This is a genomic window from Alloiococcus sp. CFN-8, assembly GCF_049943125.1.
Classification (GTDB): Bacteria; Bacillota; Clostridia; order Clostridiales; family Clostridiaceae; genus JAEXZL01.
This window is the reverse complement of record NZ_CP188040.1, coordinates 3,764,677-3,779,757: the sequence shown is the minus strand read 5'-3', so window position 1 is coordinate 3,779,757 and position 15,081 is coordinate 3,764,677. Positions and strand designations below refer to the sequence as shown.

8 protein-coding genes, 1 tRNA gene and 1 pseudogene are annotated in these 15,081 nt (G+C 34.0%); 6 read left to right on the top strand and 4 right to left on the bottom strand.

The window, feature by feature from the left end; translation table 11 throughout:
• The 3 genes from ACPWSR_RS17875 to ACPWSR_RS17865 all read right to left on the bottom strand — a co-directional run bounded on the left by ACPWSR_RS17875 (nucleotide 1) and on the right by ACPWSR_RS17865 (nucleotide 6,615).
• Nucleotides 1-4,857, bottom strand: coding sequence for a hypothetical protein (locus ACPWSR_RS17875; RefSeq protein ID WP_426349579.1), 4,857 nt, complete (start codon nucleotides 4,855-4,857; stop codon nucleotides 1-3).
• A 79-nt stretch (nucleotides 4,858-4,936) separates the two neighbouring features.
• The gene (locus tag ACPWSR_RS17870; protein WP_426349578.1) at nucleotides 4,937-5,422 is read right to left on the bottom strand and encodes a DUF4883 family protein; all 486 of its coding nucleotides are present in this window, start codon (nucleotides 5,420-5,422) and stop codon (nucleotides 4,937-4,939) included.
• A 110-nt stretch (nucleotides 5,423-5,532) separates the two neighbouring features.
• Nucleotides 5,533-6,615, bottom strand: coding sequence for a PcsB-like coiled-coil domain-containing protein (locus tag ACPWSR_RS17865; RefSeq protein WP_426349577.1), 1,083 nt, complete (start codon nucleotides 6,613-6,615; stop codon nucleotides 5,533-5,535).
• 286 nt (nucleotides 6,616-6,901) lie between these two features.
• Between ACPWSR_RS17865 and ACPWSR_RS17860 the strand changes: the two genes are divergently transcribed.
• From ACPWSR_RS17860 to ACPWSR_RS17850, 3 genes and pseudogenes are all read left to right on the top strand, one after another.
• The gene (locus ACPWSR_RS17860; protein WP_426349576.1) at nucleotides 6,902-7,978 is read left to right on the top strand and encodes a BMP family lipoprotein; all 1,077 of its coding nucleotides are present in this window, start codon (nucleotides 6,902-6,904) and stop codon (nucleotides 7,976-7,978) included.
• A gap of 176 nt (nucleotides 7,979-8,154) precedes the next feature.
• Nucleotides 8,155-9,234, top strand: a complete 1,080-nt coding sequence (locus tag ACPWSR_RS17855; protein ID WP_426349575.1) for a BMP family lipoprotein — start codon at nucleotides 8,155-8,157, stop codon at nucleotides 9,232-9,234.
• A gap of 149 nt (nucleotides 9,235-9,383) precedes the next feature.
• Nucleotides 9,384-10,465 (top strand): annotated as a pseudogene (locus tag ACPWSR_RS17850) (DUF3626 domain-containing protein).
• Between the two features lie 55 nt (nucleotides 10,466-10,520).
• On the opposite strand, the gene ACPWSR_RS17845 reads toward ACPWSR_RS17850, so the two are convergent.
• Nucleotides 10,521-10,603: transfer RNA gene (locus ACPWSR_RS17845), tRNA-Leu, on the bottom strand.
• Between the two features lie 140 nt (nucleotides 10,604-10,743).
• Here ACPWSR_RS17845 and glsA point away from each other — a divergent pair.
• The 3 genes from glsA (at nucleotide 10,744) to coaE (ending at nucleotide 15,077) form a co-directional block, all read left to right on the top strand.
• Nucleotides 10,744-11,661 carry a glutaminase A gene (gene glsA, locus ACPWSR_RS17840; RefSeq protein ID WP_426349574.1) on the top strand — a complete coding sequence of 306 codons (918 nt, stop codon included), beginning with the start codon at nucleotides 10,744-10,746 and terminating at the stop codon, nucleotides 11,659-11,661.
• 177 nt (nucleotides 11,662-11,838) lie between these two features.
• Nucleotides 11,839-14,463: a DNA polymerase I gene (polA, locus tag ACPWSR_RS17835; protein WP_426349573.1), complete on the top strand. Its 2,625-nt coding sequence runs from the start codon at nucleotides 11,839-11,841 to the stop codon at nucleotides 14,461-14,463.
• 14 nt (nucleotides 14,464-14,477) lie between these two features.
• Complete coding sequence (gene coaE / locus ACPWSR_RS17830; protein WP_426349572.1) at nucleotides 14,478-15,077, top strand: dephospho-CoA kinase; 600 nt, start codon at nucleotides 14,478-14,480, stop codon at nucleotides 15,075-15,077.
• Nucleotides 15,078-15,081 lie beyond the last annotated feature (4 nt).

Below are 15,081 nucleotides of genomic sequence, written 5' to 3'. Positions count from 1 at the left end.
TTAGCTCCTTATTAAAGTTTTTAATTTTTCCAGAAGCTCAAGGTCATTTTCTATATAATGGCTTGCTGGTAAATTTAAATCATAATATATATCTTTACCCTGGTCAGGAATTCTTGGAATAGTAAATACCTGGCCTAGAGCCAGAAGTGATAATGTTCTCTCATTAAGTTTATGATATATTTTTTCTAAAGTATTTAATATTGCCTTTGAATTTTCCAAGCAGCTTTTTGAGAGCTCGTATACTACCTTCTTCTCCGTTCCTCTCAAAAAGGCAGGGGAGGTATAAGGGAGTATTAAGTTGATTGAGGGGATTATATTTCTCTTAGGGAAGTCACCTCTCCAAAGAGCATCCCCACCCATAAAGGGATACATAGAGCTTTCGTTAAACCAAAGTCTAAGTCTTGGGATAAAATATACGGTATCAACTTCTCTATTTTGATACTCCATTAAATCCTTTCCTCTAGAAGATAAGATACCAACAATAAGCTTTTCTACCTCTACATTTTCCTTAATAAGCAAAGGGTCCAATGCCTTCATTCTATAGCCCTTATGAAGTATTGTATCTACTAGAATCAAGGGTCTATTAAAGGCTTTTATTATCTTAACTTGATTTTCTAAAGATAAAAAGTGAGGAAAGCTATCGATTTTAAAGCTCTTCATATCAGGGTAAAAGTATTTTTCTGTGTGAAGAGCCTTTGTCACAGTATTGGGAATAATATACCTATCAAAAATGTCACCATAAGGAACACACATATATCTGCCTAGATTGCGATTGCTTGTTAGTACTGTATTATCAGTTTTCTCTTGATTAAGCTTTGATATCTTCTTTATAAGACCATAATGGAGCATAGAACTATCAATAGGGAGTACTAGCTCTCCAGGATATAGGCTACATATGGAAGACTGTAGTTTCCTCCTGGTTTGTACTATAGTAGCTTTAAGCTTACTATTTTCTCTAAAGGGCTCCTTTATAAAGTTATCTAAATCATAATTTATTACACAAGGATTGCTCATATCAACAATTTTATAGGGGGAATCTGCTTCCTCTCCTAGGGATACAAAGCCAAACAATGAAAGCATATCCTTGAAACCTTGTGAAAAATCAGAGCTAGAAGTATTGCATAGGGCATATTGATAATCGTCTGCTACATTAGCAGCCAATACTTCTGTGAGGATAAGCTGCTCGTAGTAAGCCTTTTTATCGGTGCTTTTTGCCATTAATAGGTCTAGTGATACTATTCTTCCAGTTGTTTTATCCCGAATGATTCTTGATAGCTCTATGTTTTTAAGCTCTACATATAGCTTTTCTGCTTTCAAAAAGTGGTAAAAAACAAATCCTAAGATATCCTTAGTAATATAATCCTTAAGCAGGAGACAATGGCATGTAGATGTTGCTTTGTTAACTTTATTTAAAAGATAATCTTTATTTACATTAAAGGTAGTTGATAGCTTTTTGATAAGGGTGTCATCCACCTTAGTAATTATCTCTGTATCTAGCTTAATTGAACCATATTCATCCTTATCTAGAGGCTCTCTTTGATAAAAACCATTCTCATAAATATATTTCTGTGACAAAGGGTCTATAAGCATAGAAATATCTTTATTATTATCAATATAGCTTCTTATTTGAGTGGAGCTAACATCCTTATATTTAACAGGTAGATTTAACAAAACTATCTCACCAGTGATATTTTCTAAGCTAGTCTTAAGCTCTCTTGACCTGCCTCTATCTATAACTATATGTGAAAAGCTGTGTATTGAATTACTTTGAGGAGGCTGCTTATAAGAACTGGCATTTAGAATGACATCGCTTCCTGTTACTATAAACACTGGAAGGTTGTTAAAGGACTCCTTCAGCTCTTCTAAGTTTTCATTGTTAGAAAGATTAATTGGCTTATTGTCAGGATATAAATATATATTTAATTCACTGGCCATGGTCATCTTAATGATATTTCTTCTAATTAAATTTGGTAGAGTCTTTTTTGACCATGAAAATTCATCAACGGCTAAATAAACCTCATAACCTAGATCTCTAATTTTTAACGCAATTTCCTTGTGGCTTATAGAAAAGGGGTCAAAGGTTCCAGGAAAGAAGGCAATCTTATCCTTAGATGCTAAAGGAATCGCACCATGGATAAAGGTATATTCAGAAATAAATTTGTATATTTCATTTAAAGCCTGTGAATTGGATAATAGCAATAAATCGTTAGTATAGTCTGGTGAAATTAATGATAATACCTTTTTCGCTGTGAGCCTATAAATACTATACATATCCTCTAAAGATAATAGCTTGGATTTATAAATTGCTCTTGAGTAACAGGCGAAGGCAATGGAATTAATCTCAGGATCATAATCTCCCAATCCATTTAGGATTATTCCAAGGAGTTTTGTAAGAATAATTGTATTTTTCTTAGAAAGTGCTGCAGTGGAAGCATTCTTTATAAAATACTCTAGAGTTATGGAAGCAGTTTTTAATATCAGTGCTTTAACCTCGTTATTGGAGGATTTTACCTTAATTAAAAGATCATCAGCAACTTCCTCTAGCTCTTGTTCCTCAAGATATAATAAAACCTTTCCAAGATAAGAAGGGATGTATTCAGTAAATCTTGTGCCTTCTATTTCCAAAGCTCTTAATAGCTCTACAGCCACTTCATTTCTTTCAAAGGTAGAAAGATAAGGCATGAGCTTTACTATACCGTTTCCAGCAGCATTTCTCACGGCTTCAACCTGGCTAACCTTTAATAAATTTGAAAAATGTATTGCGGCCTGTAAGGAGCTAGTACCATTGCTCGATATAACGTAATCGGTGATGAGATTTATATTTACTTTCTTTACCATCCAATCAGTAGCTGTCTTTAAATTATTTAGATAAATTGAGCTAATTGCTTTGGGGTTATAATTGATTCTTATTTTATCATCATTATTAAATTTATTTTTCAAGCTTTGTATTAAATATTCTTCTGATTTCACTGGAGAGAGACGGCTAAGATCTTTAATATTATCTGTCAGTTTTCTGTATAAGTGGCTCTCTTTGCTGATTTTATCTGAAAAATAAATTAGTGCTTCATAAGAAGATAGTCTTAAGGAAATATTATTTTTCTTACTGCTAAAAAGTATAAAATCTAATAAGGTATCTATATTATCATCGAAGCTATCTAATGGAATATGGTGAATACTCTGAAGAAGAAAAAGATGCATCTCTGAATTTTTTATTCTTTTTCTGTCACAATATTTTATAAATATATCTCTGTATGGCTTGCTTTCTGATGTAATATTTCTAAATAATGATTTGCATATGGTTCTCAAGTTATAGCCGAGCCAGTACTTATGAAGAGGAATAAGCTTATGTGAAGGAAATAAAAGCTTATTTATATATTCTTCCCACAGAGCATAAGAGGAGGTTGAATCAGTGGTTATGATTACATTCTTAGGAATTTCCTTTCTGTAGTCTTCGTCAAAGCAAGCAATAAGAATTCCTATTATATTTGCACAGGTCTTTCTAATATCATCTTCAGAATGAGTTAAATTCTCAAAAAGAAATTTTAGAGTCTGAATCTTTTGATTTTGCGTTAAATATGTAGAATACTCTTCAAAGATTTTAATATAGGCTCTTAGTCTTTTCCAACTTTTTTCGCTTCTGGCCATCTCCAGAACCTCTTCTAGAGAAAATTCATCCCTAAGGATATACATAAGACCAATATTGTGGTTGATAGCTAAATCTTTTATATTCTCAGTTATGCTATCCCCCTGAAGAAGGGAATATTCCATGGTATCTCTGGGGCGAATCACAGTAGAATTTATGCTATAATCTGGCTCAATATTAACTCCTAATCTTAAAAGATATTGATGAAAATCTAGAAGCTTAGCATAAACTTTTCTGTAGCGCCTTTCTTTTTTTTCATCCACGTTGTCAAGCTTATTTAATATAACCTTAAAGGAATCCTCTAAGGAATAAATATGCATTACTGGTGGTTTAGATCCTTCAAGAATCTTAACCCTGAAATCGCTGTAAATAAGTATAAGGCTTTCTAAGGATAGGTTTTCAAGCTCTAAGTCCCAGGTAGAATGATTTACTGCTACATTTCTTATATAATGTATATTGTGCTTTAGGAACCATTGATCACTATAGTAATAATGAAGATAAGGAACCCTTTTCATTTCCTCTCCAATGCAGCCGAATTTGCCAATATCGTGACCGGCAGCACTACCGGATACTCTTCCTAAATCTACTGAGAGATAACGAGCTTTAAGCTGCCTCCCAATATTAATAGCAAGGTGATGCACACCGCATATGTGGTCTAATGTAGTAAAACCTGTAATAGCTTCATTAAGGAGCATCATTTCATAGATGTTTTCCTCTAAAAAAGCATTTTTGAATCTTTCATATTCCTCTGGATGCTCTAATGATTCTATCTCTTCATCTGTTAATAACTTTAAAGGATATTTGGAGGTAAATAAATCTGGCTTTAGCTCATTCTTAAATTCTATAAAAATCCTAAGTAGCTTAAGAAAAAACTCACAGTAATTATTTAATTCTGGTAATAGATCTATGGTAACTGCAGTATCAAAGGATTTTGATAAGGTATACTGATAAAAATAATTCAGCCACTGTTCTACATTCCACTTAGGCAAGGGTGCTGTTCTATCTTCTTTAAATATAGAAATAAATAATTTAATAACCCTTCTTATGGAGAAATCTTCATCATAAAAAACATCACCAAAGTCTTTTACAAAGGTATTAGTTTTTAAGGTGATTTCTAAAAAGCTTTTATTTAAACGATTTTTTTTTAGAAATCTAGGATTTAGTAGCTCCTTGTACATCTTTATATAATAATTGTATATTGATTTTTTATTCAAATTACCACCCCTTTACAATTTGATTATATAATGATTTATTGACTTTTAATAGCAAAAAAGAGAAAAGCTCCTAAGAGCTTTATCTATTTTTAAAAATATAGCTGCATAATCCATAGAGGTTATACGCTTTTGGAGAACTGGTCATGTTAATGTAGTCTTCTGTAAACAATCCATCCCAAGGATGAAGGCTTGCTATATCCTCGGAAAAAATGTTGATAACATATTTCTCATCCTTTGTGCTAACATATAATCTGTAAATAGGTTTTTCAGGAAGGTCCTTAAGAATCAGCTTATCTGTAATGAAGCTGTTTTCTGAAAGACTCATAAAAAAATCCTTGAGAGTATCTTTTCCATTAGCATCAACATCTATCTCTGCAGAGTAATTTGTTTCTAAAAGCATTACCTGAAAATCACTTTCTTCTGAAAGTTCAGAAGTTAGGCTGTTAGTATAAAAGTCATATGCAGGTTTAGTTTCAAAAGAAGGGTATTCATTATAATTTAGATTGCAGCCAGAAGAAATAAATAATAATGTTATCAAAGCACCTATAAAAAGATATTTTTTCATTTTATCACTCCAATCATAACTACAATAAAATATTCACTAATAACTAAAAATATTACTAATACACTGAAAGACATTAAAAAAGCCCTTTGGTTAAACCAAAGGACATTTTTTTATTGATATATAAACACCTCAGAATATCTAACACCAAATCTCAATGCTTCTGAATGACTATTGAAAAATATATCAATCTTATATTGCTTTATAGCTGAACCTGTATCTTCAGCTACGTAATTATTACCATAGATTTCAACATTAGAACCATAGGGGATAACTCTTGGATCAACAGCAATAGTTCTATTTGCAGTAGCTATTGTACCTGTAGATGTTATTCCTTTTGCATATTTTCCAGTGCATATAGAGCATGGGCAGTAGGCTGTGAGCTTGAATACACCGAGACTTCTCTTGTTAGAAGGATCACGATTATCTATATAACCACCTCTGCTAGCCCCTTGTGACGGGTTATTAACCTGTTTAGAATCTTTTAATCTTCTTTCTTCCTCAGCTTTTCTTTCAGCTTCTGCTATCCTGGCCTCTTCAGCCAGCTGATATTCTTGATTAGCTATAATTTTATTTAGCTCCGATAATTCTCCTTCTAGGCTAGCTACGATAGCTGACTGCTCCTGCTTGCTTTTTTCTAGAGTAGATAGCTTGTTTTCATTTTCCAATTTTAGATGCTCTGCTTCTGCTTTATTATTGGCTAGCTCTACAAGCAGGGTCTCTAGACGAGTACTTTGTTCTCTAAAATCAGCTATTATCTGGCTATCCATAGCAATTAGCTTGGTTATTGTGTGTACTCTTGATAAGAAGTCTCCTAAACTATCAGCGTCAAGAAGGACAGAAATATAATCTACTTGTCCACCATTCTTATACAGCTGTCGCATTTTACTATCATAAAGCTTCTGTGTTTCATCGATGCGTTTTTTTGTGTTTTCTACCTCTGATTCTGTTTCTTTAATATTCTCCGTTAGCTGTGATATTTGTCTGTTATTATCATCTACTACTCCATAGAGAGCATTGATTTCATCATTCAAGCTAAAGATTTTTTCCTCTTGCTTGCTTATTTTGCTTTCTAGTTGTTCCTGGTAGCTTTTGTTTTGATTTAATTCCTCCTGCACGGTGCCTGCTGCTACCTGAGTAGCTTGGACTAATAATAAAGCTAAAGATAAAAAACCGGAAATAAGCTTTTTATTCATACTGATTTGCCCCAAAGGTTTATTGAGGCTGCCTCCTTCCTGTATTACGCTTTTCATAACTTGAATTATATCACTTTAGAGAAGAAATATCCCTAAAATAATAAAAAGTTTACAATATAGTATTATTTTGATTACAAAAAGGTTAAATTAGATTTGAGTATATTTTTGCTTGGTGTTTTTGTACAAAAATTTTTATAATTGAATCATTTAATTGGAATGTTGAAATATAGGATTATCTGTGATAATCTTAAAACGTTTATGATTTAATACTACACAGGAGGACACGATGAAAAAAATATTATCCCTACTACTAACATCTTTACTAATGTTTACACTTATTGGTTGCAATGGAGGTAATAGTGAAGGAGCTCAGGGAGCCAGTTATGAATTAGCTCTTATTACTGACACAGCAACTATCGATGACAAGTCCTTTAATCAGGGGGCATGGGAAGGATTGGAAAAGTATGCAGTTGAAAATAACATCACTCATAAATTCTATGACCCTGCTGAAAAAACTACACAAGCTTATTTAGAAGCAATTTCCCTTGCAGTAGAGGGAGGTGCTAAGCTGGTAGTGTGTCCTGGATATCTTTTCTCAGAGGCAGTTTATGAGGCTCAAGATATGTATCCTGATACTAATTTTATACTATTAGACTCTACTCCGCTAAGCCCACAGGGAGAAGAGAAGGTGAATGACAATACTTATGCTGTGTACTATGCAGAAGAACAGGCAGGATTTTTAGCTGGCTATGCTGCCGTTAAAGATGGTAATAAAAAATTAGGTTTTATGGGCGGAATTGCTTTACCAGCAGTAGTGAGATTCGGTTATGGCTTTGCTCAAGGAGCTGAGTATGCAGCAAAAGAAATGGGGATTTCAGACTTAGAGCTTAAGTATCATTATACAGGTAACTTCGATGCTACACCAGAGACTCAGGCAACAGCAGCTGCTTGGTATCAGTCAGGAACAGAAGTAATATTTGCCTGTGGAGGTGCTGTTGGTAACTCAGTTATGGCCGCTGCACAGGACGTTTCAGGAAAGGTTATCGGAGTTGATGTGGATCAATCCAATGAATCCGATACTGTAATAACCTCTGCTATTAAAAATCTCTCTGGCTCTGTTTATGATGGTATTACTGAATTCTACAATGGAAGCTTCCCAGGAGGAGAGGTGTTAACTTTAGATGCTTCTGTTAATGGAATAGGATTACCTATGGAGACTTCTAAGTTCAATAGCTTTACTCAAGAGGATTATGAGGCTATATATAATAAAATAAAAGATGGTAAAATAAATATAAATAAAGATAATGAAACTGCTATCACAGACCTTAATATAGATAATATTAAGATAGAAGTGGTTCAGTAGCTTGCAAGTAATGGGATGCCAAATGCATCCCTATTTAAATAGTTGATTTGTTTTTATAATAATCAATTATCAATTAATATTTTCTATATTTAATCATTTTTCATTTATCTTGAAAGACACTTTTTTATATGATAATCTAATTGCCTTATGAATAATTACATATGTGGGAGGACAACATGAAAAGATTATTATCTCTACTATTAACATTCATATTAACTATTTCACTTGTTGGCTGCGGAGGAAGCAACAACACGGCAGGAACTCAGAATGGTACCATTGAACTAGCACTTACCACTGACTCCGGAACTATTGACGATAAATCCTTTAATCAGGGAGCTTGGGAAGGGCTGGAAAAGTATGCTTCTGAGAATAATATTTCATATAAATACTATCAGCCGGTGGAAAAAACTACTACTGCTTATCTAGAAACAATTGACCTTGCAGTAGAGGGTGGAGCTAAGATTATAGCATGTCCAGGATATCTTTTTGCTGAAGCAATTTATGAAGCACAAGACAAGTATCCTGATACTACCTTTATAATGCTTGATGCAAGTCCTAAAGATGCAAATGGAACTGAGAAGGTTAATGATAATACCTATGCTGTTTATTATGCTGAGGAGCAGGCTGGATTTTTAGCTGGTTACGCTGCTGTTAAGGATGGCTACAAGAAATTAGGCTTTATGGGCGGAGTAGCTTTACCAGCAGTAGTGAGATTTGGCTATGGTTTTATCCAAGGAGCTGAGTATGCAGCAGAAGAGATGGGAATCGAAGATTTAGAGCTTAAGTATCACTATACAGGTAAATTCGATGCTACTCCTGAGGCGCAGTCAACAGCTGCAGCCTGGTATCAATCAGGAACAGAAGTGATATTTGCCTGTGGAGGTGCTGTTGGTAATTCAGTTATGGCTGCTGCAGAGGACGCTTCAGGAAAGGTTATAGGAGTTGATGTGGACCAATCCGCTGAATCGGACTCTGTAATAACCTCTGCAATAAAAAATGTCTCAGGTTCCGTTTATGATGGTATTAAAGCGTTCTATAATGATAGTTTTCCAGGTGGACAGGTGCTAACTCTAGATGCTTCTGTTGACGCAATAGGATTAGCTATGGATACTTCTAAATTTAACAAATTTACACAAGAGGATTATGAGGCTATATATAACAAAATTAAAGATGGTAAAATAAAAATAGTTAATGATTATGAAGCTGGTATTTCTGAACTTAATATAAGTAATATTAAGATAGATGTGGTGCAATAATTATGATTAAAAGGGTGCGAAAGCATCCTTTTTTTTATAAGAAAAGTGTATGGTTCTTGTGGCGTTACTGATTAAAAGTCATAGCCTCTATGATACAATAATATATATCCAGGATATACCTATTATGTAATGAAGGAGGGACGATATTGATGGAATTGTTCCATAATGAAGATAAAGCTATTGATTTTATAAGAAATAGATGTAAATCAAATGAACTCCAGTGCATGAAATATTTTCATAAGCTTATGGAGGAAAATAATCTAGGTAACATTAGTATAGATAAGCTTATAAATAATCTCTTTCAATATTCATATGTAACTATAAACTTTCGTCCTGATAGAATAGATAAAAACGGAAGACTAGTTATAGAAGAGCTTTTAAAGGAAGGAAAGTACCACAGTCAATTTGTCACGGGAACTACCAGCGGAAGCAGAACGGCATATAGTGGAGGAGAGAGAATCTGTGGGAAAAGGAGCTATTTGGAGGCTTTTATCACACTTCTAATATCAATAATTATAGAAGAGTAAAATACGGCTCTCTTAATATTATGAATTATTTAGATGGAGCTTCTCCAAGGTTTGGTTCCTGCTACCTTAAGCTCAAGAAAAATGTTGCAGATAGGTGCACCTTTACCTTTGGGGATAGTCATTTGAAACCTGAGTTTTTAGGTACTAAGGATAGTTTTTGTTTTATAATGATGGCAATAATTGATAAGGTATTAAGGGAGAAAATTCTTATCAACAGCAGTGGTTTTGATTTATCTAGTGCTATTGACTATATTGAAAATCTTCATGAAAAAAATCTATCTGCTGAATATGGAGATTTAGGGAGAGCGCTAGATGATTACATTGAAGCACAGATTCACGGAGAAATTAAGCTTGACAGGGATGTTGATAGTTTGGCATTGGATGAAGCTTTCAAGGAATCAGATATAATTGAATATATATCAGAAATATCAAGAACTTTTAATATCCCAATAGAGTGGATACCAAGGAGAACAGTAAGTGCTAGCACTATACCTGATGAATTTAGAGGACCAATGATAAAGCCTTTTGCCAGGAGGATTTTGAAAGATTTAAGAATAGAAGGGGAAAATATTGATGCTAGAGTAATAGGCCTAGCTTCAAGGTACTTAGTGTATAATCCAAAGCAGTGGCATGATTTAGGCCGTGAAGATGAAATTTTTCAATACTTGAAGCAGCTGTGGCATGTGGTTGTCCAGTTTGGATAGATAGATATATTATAATACAAAAAAAGCTCTCTCAGTATATAACTGAGAGAGCTTTTGGTGCCGATGGTGGGACTCGAACCCACATGGTTTCCCGCACGATTTTGAGTCGTGTGCGTCTGCCAGTTCCGCCACATCGGCCTACAAATGATATATTAGCATAAAATTTTAGCCTTTGCAATAAAAAAATCCTTTAGGGGAATAATTGTGGAAAAAGTTATTTTCACTACATGGAATTAAGGGTATTATATTATTGATAACATTATGATACGGAGGATACTATGCAGGGACTTTTAGAAAGCATAATTGAGAATAATAAGGATTTAGTTAAAGAAGGGAAAGTAGCTTCATATATACCTCTACTGGGACAGGGAAACCCTGACCATCTAGGTATAGCAGTAACCAATCTTGATGGTAGGGAATACCTAGCTGGTGATTGGGAAGTAAAATATACCATGCAGAGCATATCAAAGGTTATAAGTCTTATGCTTGCTATAATGGATAAGGGGAGCAGAAATGTTTTTTCTAAGGTGGGAATGGAGCCTACAGGAGATGGCTTTAACTCCATTGTCAATTTAGAGGTTAAAAAGCTTAGCAAGCCATATAATCCTATGATTAATGCTGGTGCCATAGTGATAAGCTCCTTAATAGAAGGAGCTACAGTGGAAGAGAGAATTAAGAGAATAGTTACCTTTGCTCAAAAGATAACTGATAATAAAAGCATAAGAGTTAATGAAGAGGTTTATCAATCAGAGCAGGAAACTGGTGATAGAAACAGGGCCTTAGCTTATTTTATGAAGAGCAACAATATACTAACGGGATCCGTGGAGGAAAGTTTAGAGGTATATTTTAAGCAGTGCTCTATAGAGGTTAATTCTAGAGATATATCTAGAATAGGGGCTATGCTTGCTAACGATGGTATACTTCCATGGACTGGTGAAAGAATCATATCTAGGGAAACAGCAAGAATTGTTAAAACCATAATGGTTACCTGTGGTATGTATGATGAATCAGGGGAGTTTGCTGTACATATTGGAATTCCTGCCAAAAGTGGAGTAGGTGGAGGAATAATGGCTGCAGTTCCTAGAAGGATGGGTATAGGTGTTTTTGGTCCTTCCTTGGATGAAAAGGGTAATAGTATAGCTGGGATTAAAATGCTCCAGGAGCTATCTAAAGAGTTGGACTTAAGTATCTTCTAGAAGTGATTCCTTAATATATTGTTAAATAAATACATTTCATTATAAATAGTCAATTATCTGTTATTATATATATAAGAATATTATTTAATATATAATTAAAACCTATTATAAATACCTTTTAGATGGAAAGAATTATTAGATAGCAGGGTATTTATGATATTTATTGGAGGAATAATGATGGAGAAAATTTTATTACTAGACAGTAATTCCATAATGAATAGAGCCTTTTATGCATTACCTCCCTTAACAAATTCTGAGGGGATTCATACTAATGCAGTATACGGCTTCGTTAATATGCTTTTTAAATTATATGAAGAAATAAAGCCTGATTATGTGGTTGCTGCCTTTGATAGAAAGGCACCAACCTTTAGGCATACAGAATATGCTGATTACAAAGCTGGGAGAAAGAAGATGCCTCCTGAGCTAGCAGAGCAATTTCCAATCATTAAAGAAGTCTTTGAGGCCATGGGGATTAAAAAATTTGAAATTGATGGCTATGAGGCAGATGATTTGATTGGTACTCTAGCAACCTTTTCTGAGAGGAATGGTCTTGAGGTTTATATACTTACAGGAGATAGAGATGCACTGCAGTTAGCATCAGACAATATAAAGGTTATAATCACCAAAAAGGGTGTTTCTGAAAAAGAGATATATGACAGGAATAGGATGATAGAGGACTATGGAGTTACACCTCAGGAATTTATTGATGTAAAGGGCCTTATGGGAGACTCATCAGACAATATTCCTGGAGTTCCTGGAATTGGGGAAAAGACGGCTTTTAAATTGATACAAACCTATAAAAGCATAGAAAATCTATTGACTAATATAGATGAAGTATCTGGCAAAAAGCTTAAAGAGAATTTGATGAACTACAGAGAACAAGCTATATTTAGTAAGAAGCTTGCAACAATTATTACGGAAGTTCCCATAGATATGGATATAGATGATATTAAATCTAAAGAAACCTCTAATCATGAAGCCTTAAGAAAGCTCTTTTTTAAGCTTCAGTTTAAGTCCTTAATTGATAAAATACCTCATGAGAAAATACAAGAAGCAGAAGGGACTATAGAGGCTTCCAGTAACATTGAAATCATTTCTATAAGTTCAGCTAAGGAGCTTCAAAATTTACTAGAGAATATTAAGGAGGATGAGATCAGTTACTGGAATTTTGATATCATCCATAAAGATTTTTATACCAAGACTGCTATCAAGGAGATTTATATTGCAGCTGATGATAAAGTATATACATTGGATATAGACATTTTAGAGAAGGATGAAAACTTCTTTAAAAATCTAAAGAGGTTTTTAGAGAATGAAACCTTCAAAAAGGTTTGCTATGATAGTAAGAATGCTTATACAGCTTTATCTAAATATGAGATTGATCTCAAAGGAGTTATCTTTGATATAATGGTCGCAGCTTATCTTATCGATGCATCAAAGGGAGATTATCCTTTAGTAACCTTGATAAATGAATATCTAGGAGAGGATCCAATGTCTCTTGGAGCTCAAGGTGCAGTAGCTGCTAATGGCTATATGACAAAGCTTTATGAAATTTTAAATAAGAAGCTTCATGAAGAGGATATGGATGAATTATTTTATAATATGGAGCTTCCTTTAACGAAGGTTCTTTCTTCCATGGAGGTTTTAGGCTTCAAGGTTGATAGAGAAGTGCTAAATACCCTTGGTATAAAGTTCAAAGAAGAAATAGAAACCACTCAAAAAGAAATCTTTGATATGGCAGGAGAGGAATTTAATATTAGCTCACCTAAGCAGCTTGGAAAGATATTGTTTGAGAAATTGGACTTACCTGTTATTAAGAAGACTAAAACAGGGTATTCCACCAATGCTGAGGTTTTAGAACAGCTTCAGGATAAGCATCCTATAATAGATAAGATTACTTATTATAGACAGCTCACAAAGCTTAATTCTACTTATATTGAAGGCTTAAGAAATGTTATCGATGAGGATGGCTGCATTCATTCAAGCTTTAATCAAACAGTTACCACAACAGGTAGGTTATCCAGTACTGAACCTAATCTTCAGAACATACCTATTAAGTATGAAATGGGTAGGGAAATAAGAAAGATATTTATTCCATTTACCACTGATTCAGTGATTCTATCAGCGGATTATTCACAAATTGAGCTTAGAGTACTAGCTCATATTGCTAAGGATGATAATATGATTTCTGCCTTCAAGGAGAACATTGATATTCATACGAAAACTGCCTCTGAGGTATTTAGAGTGCCCCTAGAGGAAGTTACAAAGCTTATGAGAGGTAGAGCTAAGGCTGTTAACTTTGGTATAGTTTATGGAATTAGTGATTTCAGTCTTTCTAAGGATTTGAAAATTACTAAGAAAGAAGCTAAGGAGTATATAGATATTTATTTTGATAGATATCCTGGTATAAAAGAATACCTTAATGGAATAATTTCTGTTGCAAGAGAAAATGGGTATGTAAAAACGATATTGAATAGAAGAAGAGCTATACCTGAAATAAATGCATCTAATAAGGTTGTGAGATCCTTAGGAGAAAGACTTGCTATGAACGCACCTATCCAAGGCAGTGCAGCAGACATTATTAAACTAGCTATGGTTAAAGTTTATAATGAACTGAGAGATAATAAATTAAAGAGCAAGCTTATATTACAGGTTCATGACGAGCTTATAGTAAATGTACATCTTGATGAGCTGGAAAGGGTTCAAAGGATTGTAAAGGAAGCAATGGAAGGTGTATTGGAGCTTTTAGTTCCTTTAGAAACAGATATGCATACCGGTAAGGATTGGTATGAAGCGAAATAATGGGGGGGAAGCTTGTGCTTAAAATAGGATTGACCGGGGGAATTGGTTCAGGGAAGAGTACTGTATCAGCCTTTATAAAAGGCTTAGGTCTTCCTGTGATAGATGCTGACAAAATTGCTAGAGAGGTTCTGGATATATACCCGGAAATTCTATCCTGGGTGAGGAAGGAATTCGGAGATGGTTTCTTTGATTGGAGAGGCAATTTTTTGAGAAAGCAGTTTGGCAGCTATATATTTAAGTATCAAAAGGAAAGAATTAAATATGAGCAAAAGATAATCCCTTATATCAAAATGGAAATAAATAAAGAATTGGAGAAATATAATAAAAGTAATAGCAAATTAGTTTTTCTGGATGCACCTACTCTCATAGAGAATAATATGCATCCAGATATGGACTTTGTTATACTGGTTTGGACGGATAAAAATACACAAATAAAAAGGATTAGGGATAGAGATGCCTTATCTACAGCAGAAATTATGGCGAGAATTAATTCTCAATTAGCCCTAGAGGAAAAAAAGCAATATGCTGATTTTATAATTGATAACACAGGGGAAATATATTCAACTAAGACACAGGTTGGTGATATATTAGAGATTTTAAAAATGTACAATTAAGGAG